General features: G+C 61.4%; 13 protein-coding genes. 1 reads left to right on the top strand and 12 read right to left on the bottom strand.

All coding sequences use genetic code 11. The annotated features are described in order from the left end of the window. Positions 1-41 precede the first annotated feature (41 nt). The 4 genes from LDO15_RS17190 to LDO15_RS17205 all read right to left on the bottom strand — a co-directional run bounded on the left by LDO15_RS17190 (position 42) and on the right by LDO15_RS17205 (position 5,357). Positions 42-530, bottom strand: a complete 489-nt coding sequence (locus tag LDO15_RS17190) for a peroxidase family protein (protein ID WP_223980373.1) — start codon at positions 528-530, stop codon at positions 42-44. Between the two features lie 46 nt (positions 531-576). Continuing rightward, entirely contained in the window at positions 577-1,122 is a 546-nt protein-coding gene (locus LDO15_RS17195; protein WP_223980376.1) for a hypothetical protein, read from the bottom strand. A 13-nt stretch (positions 1,123-1,135) separates the two neighbouring features. Continuing rightward, positions 1,136-2,203 (bottom strand): carboxypeptidase regulatory-like domain-containing protein, encoded by a 1,068-nt coding sequence (locus LDO15_RS17200; protein WP_223980379.1) that lies wholly within the window; start codon positions 2,201-2,203, stop codon positions 1,136-1,138. A 2,107-nt stretch (positions 2,204-4,310) separates the two neighbouring features. Beyond that, positions 4,311-5,357, bottom strand: a complete 1,047-nt coding sequence (locus LDO15_RS17205; RefSeq protein ID WP_223980383.1) for an IS110 family transposase — start codon at positions 5,355-5,357, stop codon at positions 4,311-4,313. Between the two features lie 974 nt (positions 5,358-6,331). Here LDO15_RS17205 and LDO15_RS17210 point away from each other — a divergent pair. After that, a complete protein-coding gene (locus LDO15_RS17210) occupies positions 6,332-7,483 on the top strand; it encodes a hypothetical protein (protein ID WP_223980386.1) in 1,152 nt (383 codons plus the stop codon). A gap of 1,231 nt (positions 7,484-8,714) precedes the next feature. Here the strand turns inward: LDO15_RS17210 and LDO15_RS17215 are convergent. The 8 genes from LDO15_RS17215 to LDO15_RS17250 all read right to left on the bottom strand — a co-directional run bounded on the left by LDO15_RS17215 (position 8,715) and on the right by LDO15_RS17250 (position 18,887). Next, the gene (locus LDO15_RS17215; protein WP_223980388.1) at positions 8,715-10,145 is read right to left on the bottom strand and encodes a hypothetical protein; all 1,431 of its coding nucleotides are present in this window, start codon (positions 10,143-10,145) and stop codon (positions 8,715-8,717) included. After that, a complete protein-coding gene (locus LDO15_RS17220) occupies positions 10,145-11,491 on the bottom strand; it encodes a CHAT domain-containing protein (RefSeq protein WP_223980390.1) in 1,347 nt (448 codons plus the stop codon). Before LDO15_RS17220 ends, LDO15_RS17215 begins: the two co-directional genes overlap by 1 nt. After that, on the bottom strand, positions 11,491-12,888 hold the full coding sequence (locus tag LDO15_RS17225) for a hypothetical protein (protein ID WP_223980392.1): 1,398 nt from the start codon (positions 12,886-12,888) through the stop codon (positions 11,491-11,493). The genes LDO15_RS17220 and LDO15_RS17225 overlap by 1 nt, the downstream gene beginning before the upstream one ends. A 19-nt stretch (positions 12,889-12,907) precedes the next feature. Continuing rightward, positions 12,908-14,350: a hypothetical protein gene (locus LDO15_RS17230; protein WP_223980394.1), complete on the bottom strand. Its 1,443-nt coding sequence runs from the start codon at positions 14,348-14,350 to the stop codon at positions 12,908-12,910. Positions 14,351-14,373: 23 nt separating this feature from the next. Further along, positions 14,374-15,465 (bottom strand): endonuclease/exonuclease/phosphatase family protein, encoded by a 1,092-nt coding sequence (locus LDO15_RS17235; RefSeq protein ID WP_223980396.1) that lies wholly within the window; start codon positions 15,463-15,465, stop codon positions 14,374-14,376. 14 nt (positions 15,466-15,479) lie between these two features. Next, positions 15,480-16,931, bottom strand: coding sequence for a M6 family metalloprotease domain-containing protein (locus LDO15_RS17240; RefSeq protein ID WP_223980398.1), 1,452 nt, complete (start codon positions 16,929-16,931; stop codon positions 15,480-15,482). A 540-nt stretch (positions 16,932-17,471) separates the two neighbouring features. Next, on the bottom strand, positions 17,472-18,461 hold the full coding sequence (locus LDO15_RS17245; RefSeq protein WP_223980400.1) for a tyrosinase family protein: 990 nt from the start codon (positions 18,459-18,461) through the stop codon (positions 17,472-17,474). Between the two features lie 18 nt (positions 18,462-18,479). Beyond that, positions 18,480-18,887 carry a hypothetical protein gene (locus LDO15_RS17250; protein WP_223980402.1) on the bottom strand — a complete coding sequence of 136 codons (408 nt, stop codon included), beginning with the start codon at positions 18,885-18,887 and terminating at the stop codon, positions 18,480-18,482. Positions 18,888-18,891 lie beyond the last annotated feature (4 nt).

Consider the following 18,891-nt stretch of genomic DNA (forward strand, 5'->3'; position numbering starts at 1 on the left):
CGGAAGGAAATCGATCCAACTCCGGCGGCCGTACTCACTTCTTAACTGAATGGAACGGCCGGCAACTCTAGCTCGCTCGGCCTGGAAGGTATCAAGTCGGAACGCATGAGAAATTCTGATTCAACCGCGAACATCACGTCGTCCTGTATGTCCTGCACCCTGGTGTTGCGGCGGATCAGAGCGGCCAGCGTAGTTCGTTGAAGGTCACTGATGTCATCAGCAGACATGGCTAGGTTGTTCTGCCGTTCGAAGATCTGAATGCCATGGCTGAGAAACATCGCCCCTACGCCGACCCAGTCACTGAGACCACTCCGATCGGGAACGAATCTTGTCTGCCTGCAAAAACTACTACTGATGACTCGGGCATTCGGTCTGTCGGCGCCTGAATGCCGTGAAACGCGGTCAGCGTACACGTCTGAAGACAGCCTTATGAACTGTTCACCGATGCTTCCCCTACGAGGACGATCAGAATTGGCGTCCGAGCCGTCAAACTTACGGTTCGGGGGAAGCAGGTGCGTCGGTACGTCCATTGGTGTGTTCCTTTCCCTTGAAAGGCCAGCCGGTCGCTGTTTCTGTTCAAGCCTGTCGGCGGCCTCGTGTCTGCTGATCGTGGGCAGGGACTGCAGTAGGGTTCGGCGACTCCTCTGGCGGTTGGAATCCATCGGGCGTCCAGATGAGAATGAACGGGGCGTCTTCGTCAAAGTGCGTGATTTGAAGGAACATGCTCTGTTCGTTAACCAGCAAGTCCAGACGCATTTTCTCCGGCAGATCAATGCCGCGCGCAGCGGCAAAGCGGAACGGGTCTGTGGCCGCAGAGCGCGCTAGCTCCCGGTCAGCGGCAACCTCTGACAGAACCACTCCGACCCGATGGTCGCGACCTAACTCGATCAGCCTCTGATGGATGCTTAGACTCCGCTCGAGGCGCTCTTGCTCAGCACGTAACGACGCCTCATCCGGCGGTTCCTTCTGAACGGGTTCGTCCGAATGGACAGCCCTGTCCGGATTCAGGCTTCTAGCAAGTGCGTCGAGTTGGGCCTTCAGCTGTTCGAGTTCTGACTCATGCTGGGCGACGTGAGGCGCAAGCGACTCCAGCTGGGCCTCGGGGGTTTGCGGTGAGTCCATGCGAATGCGCTCCTTACAACACGTCGTTGGAAGTGCCTGCGAGGTACGTCATGAGCACATTCGTGGCCGTGAGAGCACCTTGGGCATCGATTGTGATCTGGACGACGATCCACAGTCGGTTTTCCGGTCCCTGAGCATTGACCACCGCCCAGCGCCCCCGTTGCGTTGGGAGATTCATGCCGTCAAGGCTAACTAGGGTCACGGACGCTCCGGAGTCAAGGAATCCTGGTGGCGGCGTCGAGAAGCAGTGCACCCACACGTGGTACTCCCCGGGCACGTATGAACCCGCCACCTTGCTGATAGTGATCCGCTCAGGACCGGTCCCGTTGGTATCGTCGGTGTCCAGCGCCACGTAGGGAACTGGCGTCCGCGATCCGAAGAAACAGTGGAACCGCGGACCACCCGTCTGGTCAGGCCCGGAGCAATGCAAGTCCAGATCCTTCGGTGTGATGCCCCAATCCAGCTGAAAGACGAAGGCAGCGGGAAACTGGACTGCTACATCCGGATCCAGTGGAACCGACACAGTGCGTGACCCGGTGGCGGGCACGTTCACCGGCACCGATGCCGGCAGGTAGCCGGGTGCGGTGACAAGGATCTGGCCGAGTCCGGCGGGCCGTACACCCGTGAAGGTAACCCGGCCGTTCACGTCGGTCGTGCCGACTTGGTTGGCACCACCTGGCGTGGTAAGGATCACTTGTGCGCCTCCGACCGGTGCACTTGTTGCCCGGTCAGTCACCACAACTGTGACATTTCCCGCGGTCGACTGTGTCACAAGCACAACATCAGTCCAGCCTTGAGGGCCGATAGTCCTCGTCTGGAATGCAGTGGCGTCGGCGGCTGTGGTCACCTTCACAAATCCATGGGTGACGCAAGCGAAGGTGAACTTCCCGTTTAGGTCTGTCTTGGTCTGATATGGGTTGCCGTTCTCGTCACGGAGCAGCATCCCGTCTTGGCCGGAGAGGAACACCCAGACACCAGGCACCGCACTGCCCGCCTCGTCGATAACCTTGCCGGCGACAAGCGTGCAGTCCATCGGGATGGCCACAGTGATCTCGCCGTGATCGGGGACCTGGGCGGGCACGGTGGAAGTCTGGTATCGGTCGGCTGTTGCCTGGAGGCGGATTTCCCCCGATGGAACGCATGTTCGTTGTGCGCCGTCGATAAATGCGCTCAGCTTTACGTGCCCGTCAGGTGCACCGCCCAGTGGCGCCGGCGGTGTCGTCCCGGCGAATGGCTCCGCGGGAGGCAGCGCCTTCACCTGAGCACCTGCTATGCCCCGGCCGTCAGTGCGGCGGGATACGTGGGCGACGACACCCGCGCAGCTGCGACAGGGCCTCTGGGAAGGTCTCCAGCCTGCTCCTTCGCGAACCTCGTTGAACTCCACCAAGAACACGGAAGGTGCCAGCGGCCCACCCGGGACGCCGTCCCCATCGACGTGTGCGGGACTTACGTCGTCGAGCAGACGCCATGCACGTACAGGCTCATTTGGGTTCTCCGAGAAAAAACTGAAGGTGACCTCGTCCCCATTTGTAATCGGAGATCCGTCTGGCGCCGCGATTCCGCCTTCGATCTTGGTGAGAGTGAAGACGCGCTCATTCGGGTCATCTCCCGGATAAGCGGGGTATCCGGCGCTAAAGCCCGGGTGCACAAGGACATGCTCGCCTTCACCGCCAATCTGGTACCTGACCAGGTGCGGGTCCTTTTTGCCCTTGCGCGGGAGGCGATACACGCCGTGTTCGACCCGAACCAAGTCTGGGCTGGGCCCCCAGTTGTCAGTCACGTGCCTCAATGCGATTGGTGAACCACTCGACAGCGGCCAAACCGTGGGTGGCTCGAAGAGAAACGTCTCCCAGGGGCCTGGAGTGTTTGTAGCCACGGGGGCCAGATAGGTGCCCCCTCCGTTGTATGCCTGTAGGTAACGGCCATCTGCCGTTGTGATCCGGACGGCGTTGAATGAGGTGGGGGAAGGCTGGCATTGGTCGTCAACACACTCGCACCACACTGAGGAGCAGGGTGGCCAGCAACTCATGACCTCGCCTCGGAGACTGCTGATATCACTGTCGGAGGGATTGCACTCATCGTATAGGGCTTCCTGGTGAAAGACACAGCTCTGAACGCTCCAGTTCTCGTCTACGTCGGCGCCCTACCGTGAGGTCGCCGGTACTTCAATCGGACGTCTCGCTCACCTTTCCCCATGAACGCTTGATCGACTCCTGGGGTATCCGGGCTGCGCAAGCGCCGCGTTGAGACTGCCCGTCGCCCCTGGTCCCTGGACTGCGGATAAATAAGCGCGGCAACAGTTTTGCAGCGCTGCTGTTTTGTGCCGCTCGGTCTAACCCGGGCGCTTTCGTTCCTGATCGACAGCTTTCGTTCCTGATCGACAGGCTGCCGGGCAACATCGGCGTCCTTTTGGGCACTGGCCTCCATTCAACCGACTTGCACGCCGAAATAGGCGCCGCCGGGCGCACTGACCGCACCCTGGGACCCGACTAGCCAAGTCCAGAAACCGAACTTCGACCTGCCGGAGATTTTCATTCTGCCTCTTGGCCGTGCGGTGTAGGTTTGGGCTCCTGGTTTTGTGTAAGTAGTGAACCCCCGAGCGCGTTACCACGACGTTACTAAAGGCTTGGATAGTCGTTAGCGAGCCGGATGTGGCCTCGTCCACGACGCCGCGGCCGGGCCGTTGCTTGCTCTCAAACCTTCCCCGACTGGTGGCAATGATGGTGGTCGCGGCAGTCGACCCCCACGGACGCGTTCAGGGCACAGACGTCGCGGTCGATCGCCTTCGTCTGGTCCCCCCGGCCAATCAGGCGGTGACTGAGGCCGCCAGAACCTGTCGCAGCAGGACAAGGGCCTCTGCGGTTGGATGGCCCTCGATGCCCGAGAACGTGACCGATACGCTGTAGACGGCGGGGACGGGTAAGGCATAACCGAGGGGGCTGCTGCGCACCAATTCCCTCGCCGTCGCATCCGCGGGGAAGAGGAACTCTAGATCCTCGTTGAGGCTGCCGAACGGCCGGAGCCGCTGACATGTAGGCGTATCTTGTCAAGAGGGCAACGGTGATCGGTCCAGGGCTGGTTAGTCCTGGACCGCTCTTTTCATATCCGTTCTTCGGCGTCGTCCCAGGTGGCTGTCGCGTCGTGTTCGACGAGGGAGCGCTGTCATGCTGACCCTTCTATGGGTGGTGTCAAGCCATGAGTGTGGTGAGTTTGCGGTAGATCTGCCGTGCGATGATCCGCTTGAGGCAGCGGCGGATTTCCCGGCGTGTTTTGCCTTCCTGGGTGCGTCGGTCAAGATAAGCGCGGGTGGCGGCATCGGAGGCCATGCGGGTGCGGGCGATGATGTCCAGGGCCTGGTTCAGTTGCCTGTCGCCGTGCCGGTTGAGACGATGTCTGGTGGTGTTGCCGGAGGATGCCGGTATTGGGCTCACACCGGCGAGGGCGGCAAAGGCGGCCTCGGAACGGATGCGGCCAGGGTGGGAGTATGCGGTCAGGATGATCGCGCCGGTGACCGGTCCAAGACCCCGGAGATCCTGGAGGCCGGGGGCCATCCGATCCACGAGCTGCGCCAGGTCAGCCCGGTTGGTCTCCAGCGCGCTGGTGTGCCGGAGTACCGCGGTAGCGAGGCGTCTGGCCTCGGATCGGGCAACCTTTGTGCTGATGCCGTCTGTTGGGCGGTCACGCCAGGCCGCGATCGTGTGGAGTTGTCGGTCCGTGATGGGCTTGCGGGCATCGATGCCCAGGTCCGTGGTGCGGGCCAGTGCGGTCAGGGCATGACGGTCGGCGGTGCGCTGACCGTCCATGGACCGCCGGGCGGCCAACAGGACCCGCAGGGCGTCCCGTGCCCCTTCTGCCCGCGGCTGGATCAGGGCTGCGGTGTCGGTTCCGAGCACGGCCCGGGCCGCCGCGCGGGCGTCGATCGCATCGGACTTGCCGATGGCGCCACGGTCTTGCCGCTTCGGCGGTCTGGCCTCACACACGGGAAGGCCGGCGGCGCGGAGGGCGCGGGTCAGGCCTGCCCCGTAGGAGCCGGTGCCTTCAACCGAAACCAGTACTTCCCCGGTTGTTCGGCGCTGCATCCAGCTGATGGCGCGGGAAATGCCGGCCTGACTGGCCGGGAAGGTCGAGGTGTCGATGACCTGACCGGTTGCCGAGGCCAAAATGGCGTAGGTGTGGGTTCTCGAGTGGGTGTCCACCCCGATGACGTGCGTGTACTTCTCTGCCACGATGGTCACTGTGGCGTCTCCTTTCGGTAGGGGCCATCACGGCGCCGGTCCGGGGAAGAGTCACTTCGAGGCAAATCTCTAACGAGTCACGGCCGGCCGGTCACGGCGGGGACGGACAACCTTCTATCAAGCCATCGCAGTGGGCCAGACTGGTGCCGCTCCAGCCGGGCGGACGGGTCAGTCTCAAGACACTGCAAAGCGAACAGGTCAGATATGCGCTGAGTCACACCCGGCAGGAATGGCAGCCAGTCTGCCAGCCAGCCTCGGGTCGGCTACTAACCATTAGAGATATGCGCGGGTTGATTCCCGCAGGAGGAGGTGTTCGGCTGGTCGGGCGCCACCGGTTGATGGTCGGTTGTCCATAGCGGCGCCACGGGGGCTACTGTTCGTGCAGGAACTCCTCGGCCAAGCCGAACACCAGCTCGGGCGCACCTGCCAACTTGCTGGCAGACGCTGCCCGTAGTCGGCCGCCGTCGGTGCCTGCTTCGGCGAGCAGTTCACTTCCTCTGCCGTTAGGCCTTTCCTCCTCTGAAGCCTAAGGAATGGCCACTGCGGCTTCAGCCGATGGCATCATCACGGCGTTGTCTTGTCGGCGAGGGCTGTTTGCGGCGATGGAGGTCTCCCGGCAGAGCGACCCCAAACCTATTGCGAGATTCCCTTCAATCTCATCGCCTGCGCATTTTGGGACGAAGAATGTGTCCGCCATTCGCGTCTTCGGCGGCTACTCAACCATCTACACGGGGCCGAAGGTCCAATTCAGATGCGTGCCAGGAGCTTTGCCTTCTCTGCTGCCGCCCTTGCGTCGAGTTTTCCGGTGTGAGGACCGCACCAACATGGCTTGATCCCGGTAACACCGCAGTAACGATCACTGATTACGATGCATCTCGATGCCGTAAGAATAATGGTCGTCCTTCATCGTCGTATTCAAGAGCAAGAAGATTCAGCCCATCTGAGTCCCTGGTGTCCACGATTGGAGTAAGAACGTGAGTGATCAGGGAACGAGCGACCCGGCGAGAACAGGAAATCGAGAGGGCGCCCCGAGTCAACAATCTTCGGACAGGTTTTGGCCCTGGAACGATAAAATCGCCATCCTTCTCGTTCCGATTCTCCTCCTTGCACTCTTCAGTGGGCTGGCCATTATGCGTGCGTTGACCGGAATGCCCAGTGCACAGAATGAGGGCTCCGTACTGCTCGCCCTTGCAGTGTTCAGCATTTTGCCTCTTATCCTTTTGATCACCCAGAGACTCGCAGCAGAAGGCGGAAGCGTCGAGTTGGCAAGCCTCAGACTTTCCTTCGCCAGCGCATCGCAAGACGCCGCGACCTCAATGCGCACGACGACGTTAACCGAGAACCTGGGAGTGGCAGAAGGTGACGCGATGGCGCAGACGTCGCTGCGCAGCGTATTACGTGCTCTCCGGACAGCGCACGAGAGCGAGGTGACAGTGGTAGATCTCCGTCGAGGCAGCACGTGGTGGGAGACCCGACTCTTCATCTTGATCGCCGGTGCGGCCCGGCGGGACCGCCCCCTTGCCCTCGCCTTCATTGGCGAGTCGAACGGTCGAGACCATGTATTCCTTGGCTGGGCAGCACCCTCCCAATTGCTTGACATGCACCTAGCTGCAAGCCCTGGATTGAAGGAAGCATATGCACGAGCACTTGCCAGTACCATGCAATGGCAGATCGGTGAACCCATAGGTCGGTTGCAGGGGCAAGTCCCGCAGGTGGTTCTGCCTTGGGACAAGACCGTCTTCTCCCTGCCGTATCTTGCTGACGACGTGCCAGATCCAGCCTTTGCCATGGAACTGTTCTTACAAGAAGAGCTCAACAAGCAAGCGTTGGCGAATCCGGCCGAGCCCGTCTATGTGAATATCCAGCGGTTGCGTGAGCTTTATGAGCCGGTACTTGTCACTGACTTCGTTGACCTTCACGCCGATGACGGCGACTGGGCGCGAGTGTTGGCCTCAAGCTCACGCCGTTTCTTTGCCCTCACGGCAGGAGGAAAGTTCGTGGCCCTCCTTGCACGTGATTCGCTCATGAGCGCCTTGGTTGCACGTATCGTGCTTTCTCGAAATGATGCAGAAAAGCAGGGACATGTTCGGCCCAAAAAGGCTCGTGTCAACCCGAGCCGCAAATGAGCAATGCTGAGTGGGTAAGGGAGCTTCCTGGCAGGCAACTGCGTATATGCCACGGCATTCGAGCGTACTCACGGCCGGGACATCTCTCCCGAGCTGATCGACATCCACAATGACCGATTGGTTTGCGTGTATCCGCGGTAGCCCCGAGCCAAGGAGGTGAAGGCCGGAGGTGACGGGCCCGTGCCGAAGCAATGGTATGGAATACCTAGGGCAGGCTTTGATCCCGCGCTTCGGCGGCAGGGATGGTCAACGGACCAAGGCACGAGGAAGAAAATGCTGGGTCGTTGGGCAGCGCGCTCACCTCCGGCCCGGAAGCGCCCCAACGTTGGAACCTTCGAACTGGATCAAGTGCGAAGCCCCTGATATGTCCACGGAATCTGAGGAGTCCGAGGAGTCCGGCGCCTCCACCCGAACTCCATCATGCTCCGGCGCCCGGGCCTCGGAATTGACTGCTCGGCGCACGCAGCACGGCGCAGGATAAGCACCTTTCCGTCACGCCGCCACAATTGGTCGCCGATGCACCCGGCCAGAGCTATCAGGTCGCGTTCCTCCATGCGGACACCGCAGCGGGTGGTCGCGTTATGTCTACAGGAGGACTGAATCCTGAATGAACAATGTCTCCCATGGTCGCTCATTAGTGGACCGTTCACTGAGATCGGGCGCCGACCAAGTGCGGCCTTCGGGACTGCCCCGCGCAGCACCAGAGCCGGCACTTTGAAGCAGCCAATGGTTGCGGAAGCGATGAGGGTGAAGATGTCCAGAGCAACTGTGGTCGCGACGGATGCGTAGTTCTGAGTCCCCTATTAGCAGGGGCAATCCAATCGGAGCGACGGGGATCAGTAACGGCACGAAGATGTAGGGCCCTGCGACCTCAAGGGCAGTCGCAGCAGTGACTTGGCCTTGCCTGTCATCCGTCAGCTTCGCTCGGCCTTATAGAAGTCAATGGTCTGGCGATTACTCTTCGGATCCGAACTGCGTTCCATAAGACCCACAGTGGATTTGTGTATACGTCCACGAAAAAGACGGCGCTAGGGAATCGACCAGGTGAATTTGCAGCTTCCAGGCCGAAAACTCTCTACGGGACGGACTTGGTGCCCGCTCCACTCGATCAGTGACACTAGCCCTTGCATGAGTAGACCCGATGATAGTGAAATCGTTTACGGTGCTAAGAATCCGCAAAGGCAAACTTTGGCCCCAAGGAATCGGCCGGTGGCTGTGACGCTGTTTGCGCTCAAGCCGGTAGCCTCAGCGACACGGTGGGGTCTCCAAGCACTACCGTGTCTCCGCGGTCCCGTGAAGCGAGTTGGCAGTAGAGAGCAGCGGACAGACCTTGAGATCTGGTCTCCCGGCTGCGGTTGAATAGTTTGAGAGCCTCGGGCAGTGCGGCGGCCAGTTCGCCGACCTGCGACCAGATGCTCCTCAAGGCATAGCCAACGGGCTCGCCGGCGCAGAGCCCGTTGTAGAGCGCCGTATGAATGGATGAGGTCAAGTACTGTCGGGTCCAGGGAAACCGGAGAGTCCAGTCAAAGGTCGGTTCGACGTGCCCGATAAACGCCCGCAGCGGACGCCCCGCGCTCAAGAGGGCTGTCGGTAACGGGGCCACTGTCGGACCCACGCCAGCCACGGTTTGGAGCAGTCCTGCCAGGTGGGAGCCGGCGTCGAAAAGTTCAGCGTAGGCACTTGGACTGTTGCTTCCGGCCGAACAGCACGCATGGGCATACCAAATAGCGCCATCGGGATTCCATTTGGCCAAGAGGTCCTCCGGACATACCAGGTCTCGCGACTGATCCACGAGCAGGCCTAGATTTCGGCGTACGGCATAAAGGTCACCGGCCGGGCCTGTCATCCCGTGACTGGTGGTGACCACCAGAGCGGGAACATTGGCCGCAAGCGTCTTAGAAAGTGCCGCTGCTGTTGCCAATTCGTCGGCGCCCGCTGTTCCGGAGAGAAAGGAGACCCGGGTGATCTCCCCATCTGCTTTGAGTTTTTCGACTATGGGTGAAGCGATGGACGACCGCATCAGGGCAGTCATATCGTCGCCGCCGAAGTCCGGGGCCCACACAACGGGCTGGTCATACCGCACGGTTGAATCGCCCCAGTCGTTGAGCAGGGCGGAAACATAGTTTTCCAGTGCCTGCCCGGTCAGGTGCAGCCGCCCAACAAAATTTCCGACATTTAGGGCGAACTGGAGGTTCCAGGGAAGTGTATCCGGCCCGCCGTAGAGCAACAGATAACGTGGCAGGGCCCCCGCAGCGGTTCCAGCTGGTGCTCCGGAAATCGGAATATGTCCGCCGTTGGCATAGTCGGCGAGTGCCATGGGACCCAACGATGGCTCCCACCGCAGGACTTTGGCATGGGGGCGGGCAGCCACGAGCGCACGGATCGGTTCGGGTGCGTCATCGGCCCGACCCCGCGCTTCCACCGCGATGTGCGGGTCATCGGGCAGAATCAGGCCCCACCCGACGTCGGGATGGCGGTAATCCCGGGGATCGGCCTGCTCCGGGCGCATGTAGCGCTTCCCACCGGTGATTTCCCCGCCGAGTGCCCAACCCCGGCCCGACGCGCCAATGCCGCCGTGGCCGGCATTGGTGCCGTCCCAAGCATTGGCAGCCAGTACGAGGGGAAAATCGGTGCCGGTGAATTCTGCGAAGGAAACGCTCATTAGTTGTCCCCTCCTGGCTCAAGTATCTTAATCGCTTCGTCCAGTTCATTGAGGAAGCTTGGCGGGGCCTCGAATCCCGGATTTGCGAGCAAGTACCTGAGCACTGTGAGGTCCCATCCAATGTTCTGCAGTGGCGCTGCGGGCGCGGGGCCGGGGACGATGAGCTTGAATACCTCACTCTGCACATACAGAACAGGTACCGTCCACTGATGCAGATTGTTGGCCGCAGACCGGAACGTCTCGTTGTGGCGGTTGACATCGATCAGCTGTCGTCGGGGTTCCACCAGCAGTCGCGGCCAGTCAATGACTGCCGTTGTCTGCGGCGGCAGACCCACAAGCGCGGTCAGCAGTTCCTTATAGAACTGGCCGCTGAAGCAGATGGCGTCCTCCGGAACTATCGGTTCGCGCATGCCGACGACGGCTGGGTACCCGCCGCGGGCAACCAGGTCGCGGGCCAGAGATTGCAGATTCCCTCTGGTCGCTGCGGCCTCGCAGCAGTTGAGCACAACGAGCCACGGCGGGCTGGCAGCGTCCCCGAGCATGGAAATCTGCTCAGCCTCCAGCAGTAGCGGGGAGAACAGCCGGCCGGCGAGCCAGTCCGTGGGTGTGGCCAGCTCCAGATGCGGCGTGTCAGCGTCGGGAGAGAGCCCGTGGCAGTAGAAGTGCAGGATGTCAGGCCGGAATTCGCGTATTTTTTGTCGCAGCTCGTCAAATCCAGCATTCCCGGGCAGTCCCCTGACCTCGACGTTGGGCCTATGCTCATCGGCAATTTTCTGCTCAAGCCCGGGTTCGCCGGCAAAGACCAGAACCTTGGTCTCCACCGTCGAGGCGTCCAAGGTAGCGGCGAAGCGGTTCCACTCGTCAGCCGCGGGTATTCCGAAGCAGGACAGCAAGAGCACTAAGCGCAACGGGGGGTGAAAAACACGATCACCCTTTGACGGGGAACTGGCTCTGACGACTCGCGCCACCGACCACCTGGAATCGAGGGCAAGAAAGGTGCCGTTTGGACCGCACACCGTTTCCCACGGGATCTTCTCCGGTTCTCCGCCGACGGAAGGTAGCTCCACCAGGAGTGGACAATATCCGTTGACCGCTGCGGCGGCATTCTGGAGTGCGGCAGCGACGTCCGGATGCGACAACGACAAGTCAGCGTAGACCTTGGTTCCGATCTGAAGGATGACGTCCTGGCCATCGTTGAGTAACCCCGTAACGAGGTCATCGGCAGTGCTGCTGATGAAAGTGCAGGACTGCCCGTTGCCAATCGGCGGGTCCTCCAACGAAATAACCGTTTGGGTACCACCGCCAGGCAGCTGGTGAATGGCTGCCCGGATTGTCACGGAATTCATTACTGCACCTCCGGCGGAGTCCCGGGTGTTCCACCGGTTTGTGAGGCGACCACATGGCGTTCGAGGATGTCCGCTGCAGCCTCAAGCGCGTGCTCGATCTGCCGCGAGGATTCGGCATCAGCGTCCCGGCCGCCAGCTCCTTTCAAGGTAGCCAGAAGCTCGCCTTGAATCTGTTCAAGCGCTCTGGCGCCGGCGGCAACCCACGCCGGGGTGGCGGCCGAATTCAGAGACATCTTCGTGGCGGGTCCAACAACAGTCGTGCGTCCCGAGGGGTCCAGGAGGGAACCTTCCATGCTCTGGTAGAAATCGTCAGGAATGAATTGTGGATGGAGCCATAGGCTCACTGATTCCATGCGGCGAACCGGGCGTGGCGCACCGCCGAGTATCAGCCCGTAGGCTGAGGCGAGTTCGTGGAACCCCGGGTCGGACTCCAGATCGTGGGACAGTACGGCCAGCGGCTTGGTCTGCGCCAGGCTGTCGGCTAGTTCACGGCGTCCCATCGGCGCGTAGTCATGGAAAGGACCGGTAAAACAAGCAGTCCAGGCACCCGTGACCGTGAGAAAAGTGTTCAGCTCGGGGGCCGCTACAAACCGGCTCCATTCCCGATCTGCGTTGAGCAGGGGTGAGGACGCTAAGGCCAGCGCGCCCCTATCGCCCGAGTAGTATCCGTGGCAGATGAATTGAACGGCATCCAGCGCCTGGCCGCCCAGCGCGGCTTGGACCCAGCGTAACCAAGGACTGCGGAGATTTGATTCCCCGGATAGCCTGGGGCTCCTGGCAGCAGGCTCAAACTGTTCAGCTTCCTGCGGATTGTGAACGACGATGCCGGCCATGCCACTGAAAACCTCCAGCAGCTCTTCGTATTTTTCCGCGTCCGCAAAGACATGGACCCGCAAAGGAGCCGGGACGGCCGCCCGGACAGCGTCCAGATACCGCTGGAGCGTGTCCGCAGTATCGACTCGAAACTTTGCCCGCGGGGAGCTGGCAACAACGGCAACCTCAAGAGAGGATCCCGATCCCTCCGGCCGAAGCAGGCAGTAGGGCAATCTAAGGACGGGTCCCCCAAAAATACGTCCCAGCATTGCTTCCCATGGGAGCAACCGCAGCAGGCCGGCAGGTGCGGGGAGTTCCAGCCAGAGCACCCTGCCCGGGGGAACCAGTTCCCTTATCCGTGCACCAACAGACTCCGGAATATGAAAACGGGACGGATGTTCATCCCCCCTGAGTCTGCCTTCGAGCCCCAGTTCTGAAACCGGTATCTCGGCCAGTGGGACCGCATCTCCCCCTCCATCTTGTAGTTCGAAGACGGCCGACGGCGTTGCCCCCCGTGTGCTGCCGTAGAAATCGGTTGCCGAGCGATCCAACCGAATCCGTAAAACCACGAGATTGTTTTCCACTCGAAGTAAAGCAGCCATTTTAGACTTCCGCCCTGACCTGATTCAGCAACATCCACCAAGTCCATTTGTTGCTGACGTCCGAATGGCCTCCGATGACACGGGAACTTTCCACTCCGATGACGCGGGAATTCCCGTTGAGGTCATACAGTTCCCCTGTGTCCTTGGCCGGAACTACCACGACTCCTGCTCCGGGAGCGGGTCCGTAGCCTCCAAGGGCGGCATACCGACCGGGGGGGCCCGCCGCGATCTCAATGTCCCCTAGATCCGAGGCACGGCGAACCGCGAGATGGAAAATCTTCGTCAACGGAAAATCCCGGGCGCTAAAGGTCGACAGAATGGGTTGCCTGCAGCGGTCAACGGAGAGTGCCCGGAAATACCCGCCCGGACGGCCTGTCCCAGGTACTTCCGGTGAAAAGCACAGATAGCTTATGGCTGGCTGCAGAAGCAGGACCGACTCGACGGCCCGGGGAAGCTCTCCGGCACATAGCGCGGAGAGCACCAGCTTGCCACCAAAGGAGTGGCCGATCAGGTGTACCCGCGCGGATGTCTTGGCAAGGATATCGGACAGCAGCCCGTGAACACCGTCGGCACCGACGCGACCCGCGCGGTCTTTCATCATCCACACCGACGTCGTGCGGATCAGCTCGCGGGGGTTCAGGAATTCAATCAGCCCAGCAGCCTGGGGATCCGGGATGGGAGGCAGCATACCCGAGGGTTCCCCATTGCCGCCGCTGGAGGCACCGCCTGTTGAGCCGAAGCCAAACCCTCCCCGGGCGAAGCCGAATTGGTCCCCCTCATCCCGATCGGAGTTGGGCAGGTTCTTCCATATCGACATCAGCTCAGTCTCCGTTATCCGGCCGGCATCAAGGTTCAAATCGTCCTTGGTCCCGTCCTCGAACCATAAAGGTGCCAGAAACGAGGAAAATTCCTGGGCTTCCGTTCCACTGAGGCCAGGTTTTTGCGCCATTTCGTAGAACCTGGCCCGCGCCTCAGGCCGTAACTGACGAGCGATTTCTGTTTTGGTGGCTTCCTCTACTCCTACTAACTCATCCGATTCAGGTGCTACCCCGGCACCGTCGCCTGCGATCTTGGGCGGGGATTCATCTGGATCAACGAGCACGGCGCTCGGCCAGAAAACGCCTACTAGCAGGGGACGGTATGTCCTGCCGGGAGGGTCCGGAAGGTCTGCGTGGAGGCTGGCGAAACCCTTGATGAAGGTTTCGTACGCTTCCACTGCGCGTGGCCAGGGTGTGTTCCAGCCGTGCGAGAAGAGAAAGATGTCGCTGTAGTGGGTGTCGGGCTCTAACTCAGCTTTCCTGAGATTCTTCAGCAGTTCGCCAAGGGTAACTGGTCCGGTGCACCGTCCATCCTGGTCAAAGGGAACGACGTAGAACGGAGCCGTCGTACCATCGTGCAAGACGATTTGGCGGTATGGGCCGGAGATGGGTACAGAAGGTGCCACAGCGTGCTCCTCGGAATTGCCAACTATTGAAGACCGAAAGTTGCGACGACGGGGGCGTGGTCGGATTCGGGGTATTTGCGGTCGACAGCGAATGCCGCGGACTCGTCGTGGAGGACCTCGTTGTGGATCTCCGAGCCGCGGTAGTCTGCCAGCAGGTTGCGGGTCACGAGCATGTGGTCAAGCATCTGGCCGCGGCCTTGGTGGAAGAGGGTGTACCGGCCCGGCTCGGGGACCGTGTGCTCGATCGGCACCAAGATCCTTCCGACCAGGTCCGGGTTGCCGGTATCCTCGACATCGCCGCGGATGGTCTTGACCGGCACCTCCTCGGGCGCGGCGTTGAAGTCTCCGGCCACGATGATGCGCGCGTCCGGGTCGGCCCCGAGGATCCTCTCGACCAGCCTGCGCACTTCCAGTGCCTGGGACATGCGCTTCATGGACGAGATGAAGCTTCCCTCGGCCCAGGCATCCGCCGTTCGCCAGGTGAAGCTGTCGATCTTCTGCCCAGGGATATCGGTGGGAATCTTGGACTTCAGGTGCACGTTGACCGCGTGCAGCAGCCGCCCATTACCCAGATCCAGCTGCACATACAGGATGGGCCGTTCCACTCCAATCTCCACCGCGGCGGCATCCGGAGGGAGCGCCGTCAGACGCCGGTATTGGAGCCTTGCAACGAGATCGTTACTCAGCTGCTCGACGGCCAGCACCGGCACATGGGTGGCGACCACCAGATTCCGCTCGTCGAACACGGCACCGTCCGGTCCCCGCGTGCTCACGAGGTTGGCCCCGTCCAAGTTCGTACCGGCCAGCAGCTCTTCCAGTGCCAGCACGGCCCTGGGCTGGCCTGGACGCTCCTGGCCGTTCACCTCCTGAAAAAAGGCAAGATCCGTGCGAAGCCGGACGATCTGCGGCCGCATCAGCGCGATCCGCTCGGCCAGCGACGGCCGCCCCCCCGGGCCTGTCTCGTCAAAATTCTCCAAGTTGAACGTCGAAACCCGAAACTCCGCCATGTTCATCACCGCCGCCTTCCTCGAGCCGCACAGGATACGGATTGGGGGCCATGCACCAGCACGACCGTTGCTGATCACTTCTGCTGGTGTACGCACCAGATGGAGCAAGCAAGGGGATTCACCTAAGCGACCGTGACGTCCACCTTCATCTCGGGGGCACCGGGCGTGCCGGAAATATTGATGGTGACGCCGGACCAGGTACCGTCCGGCAGGTTGAGTGCAGGGGTCGTCGTCCTGCCGATCGTCTTGTTGTCTGCGAGGGGATAGAGATCGTTGGCGTCCCCCCTGTTTCCTTGGCCGAAGATCTTCGCGAGATCGCGCCGGTTGTCAGCCTGGATGAGTTCGATGGCGAGGGCTTGTTCGTCATTGACATTGTCGATCGCCTCATCAACGACATAGACGGCGATTCCTTCGTCTGGCAGGAATGAGTCCTGGCCGTGCCGACGCCGGTATTCGACGGCGATGTACTGTGTTTCAGTCATCCGCTTTTTGTTCTGTATGAACAGCATTCCGCCGCCCTCGGCAGCCGGCTCCATCACGATGTTCTTTGTGGTCTTGGTGACCATCTGGGGCGTAATCCATCCGTGAAACATGCGGAGCATGCCATTGGGGAAAGCCGGCGTCAGTCCGCCGTTTCCCCACGAACCGGACGCCATCAGGCAGTAGTCGCCAAGGCCGTTGGACTGGGTGGCCTGTAGCCGCCCCGTGTCGTAGTAGTCCGCCCAGCGCGCAGCGAGATGGCCCCACTCATGGGCGCAGACCCCAACCATACAGTCCTCCGGTACGGTGAGGAAGGTCCGGACAGACAAGCCCTCATTAACCTTGATGCCTCCGGGCACGATCCATTTCAAGCTCCACAGATCGTCCCGGGACCGGGTCTGCTCGGCTCCGCGGCCGGCATGGACAATGAAAAGGGCGGTGACCGTATCCTCGTCGAGAGCATCAAGAGCGGGATCAAACTCGACGCCCCCAGCAATTGCCGCCTGCACGGCATCTCGGGCCATGCCTTGGGCATTGCGCGGAAAACTCTCGCTCATGCCAGAGTTACCACTCGCGTAGAAGCTCAGCGGACGCGGCAGGCGGAACCAGCCATGAACCTCCCCCTCTACATCGATCCCGGAGCCGGAATCGGCGTCGAAGCCGCTCACCATTCGGTAGAAATCGCGCATACTGCCGGTGGGGAAGAGTTCGTTGCTGAAGAGCATCGTGTCGTAGTATCCCCCGCCGTGATTCGGATCATGTTCCAGGTCGGGGAAATCGACCAGGAGCACGAGGGTACGTATCGTTCCCTTCAATTGTTTGTCCGGCCTCGCGATCAGTTGCTTGTCGCCGCTGGGTCCTTCGGTCAGGGAACCGTCATCAAGGCCAACGAAATTCTCTCCCCGCCGTCCAGAACGCCAGACCCAGTAGTACTGCTCGAACGTCATGCTTCGAGGGAGGCGGCGCGATTGCAGAAGCTCTTGATAGCGGGCGTACAGTTCCGCCATGGCCTGGGGCGACAACGGCACCGGACAGGCGTAGTCGCAGCCATGGAGGCTGCCGTCGAAGTGCCATGGATTGAGGGTGACCCGCATGGGAGTGTTGCCTTTCACGTGACATTGCCGTATGACGAGATAAAGTTGCCATCTTCAGTAAGCACCGGCACCGTTACCACAGCGTTACTGGGTGGGTGTCATGCCGGTACGGCCCCTGTGCTACCCGCCTGCGTCCGCGGTCGGCAGGAAGGGGCGTTCTGTTGCAGGCCTTGTCGCTGCGATTGTCAGTCAGGGCTAAACGATGTTGCGGTCTCCACGCCCAGGCCGCCGGCACTTCCGCCCGAGAATGCGGGAGACCGTATCGCCGTGGTGTCCTAGGCCTTGGCAGCCCTGGCAGCGGCGGCCTGCACGCCCGTCCGGGCCGCGGTAGCGCCTAAGTTCATCCCACGTTTGCTAGCACGACTGCGCTTGGCAAGTTGTCAATCGATCTTGTCCGGTGGAGCGGGCCGGAACCCCGGCAAGCGGCAGCATCGAACATGATACGAGCCGCTCTCGCTCTTTTGGCTCGCGATATTCGTGACCTTGAAGGACATGAATCACGCCGCCGTGCCGCCGATATCCGTGACTGCGTGTACGGGATCAGTCCACCCAGAACGGGCTGATGACCGGCCTGAGGGTCCTCGCCATTGCTGATGCATCCGGGGCGTCCGGCGGCTGCTCGTAGCTGTACCCCAATGCGGAGATGTCCAGAACTTCGCGGATGGTGTGAGCACCGGGCCGAACGCCGTCGTCGATGTTATGGCCCGGGGGCCCATCCCGCAGCGGCGCATAGTGGGGGGCGCCATCGGGATTGGCCGTCTGCTGCAGTTCCTGCCAGTCGGCCCAGACCTTGTCAATGAAACAGTGGTGGAGGAAAAACACCGGGTCCTCAGGGGAGGTCATCAGCAGCATGTTTCCACCCACCCAGACATGGACCCGGTTGTGCAACTGTGAGCCGGTAGTGCTCACCCTGCTGTCGCCGCGTCGGGTGACGAAGCCCTCCAGCCGGTTGCGGAACCCGATGGTGAACGGACTGGCGCTGTAAGGCGGGGTGTCGTAGAAGACTTCTCCGAGTGCCAACTGCAGGTCCGCTGGTGTCGGGATGCTGTCAATGAACTGTCCGAAGCTGCGTTTCAGCCCCGGGCCGGGGAGGCCCTCCGCGCCGTAATCGGGGACCGGCCAGCGGCCGTTCCCGTGGGCAAAGGGTCCGCTGGCCACGCGCCATTCGTCGGCTTCAACACCGTTGCCCCCCATGAAGTCTTCCGACCACACAGGGGAAGCTGCCGGGTCGGAGGTGTCTTCCGTCCAGTTCCAGTACGGGATAGACACGGAGGAATCGATGGCGCGCAATTCGGTTTCCAGCTGGTACAGGAATTCGCGGTGCCAGGGCAGGAAGGCTGGACCCCGGTGCGCACCATTGCGGTAGTTGCCGTCGCGTGGTTCGAAGGGCAGGACCGCAGGCTGCATGACTTGGTGGTGCCAGTGCACAAACTTGTCGTACTTACCCTTGGCCTTCAGTTCCAGCAGGGCCGTGACGAAGGCAAGCTGCTCCGGCGCGGTGAGGGAGCGGACGTTCTTTCGGACAAACATGGCGGTTTTCCTTGTGGCTCAGGATTGTTTGACGGCAATGAACGATGCAACATATCCGGCCGCAGCCTGACCGCCGGAATGGGGAACGGTCCGGATGACCGATCCCGCAATGGCAGGACGCTGGTCGACACCGTGAGGCCAGATGGGTGCCAGATATCCCACGTAGTCATAGACCCACAGCTCGCTGCCGATCTCCCCGGAGCCTTGGAATCGCAGGGCGAAAGGGTTGCCGTAGCTGTAACCTCCCGTGAGGTTCAGTCTCCACCCCTCGCCGCCGAGGGTGCCCGACAGGCGGCCGAATTCCGGCGCCGTCAGGTCCAGGGTCCCGGCACCGAACCGGAGGGCACCGAACTCCTTGGACAGGTCCGGATCATTTCGAAAACTTCTGTAGCTCCAAGACCCGGCGAAAGGATTGTCGATTTCCATAGCT

Source organism: Arthrobacter sp. NicSoilB8 (genome assembly GCF_019977355.1).
In the GTDB taxonomy this organism is placed as follows: Bacteria; Actinomycetota; Actinomycetes; order Actinomycetales; family Micrococcaceae; genus Arthrobacter.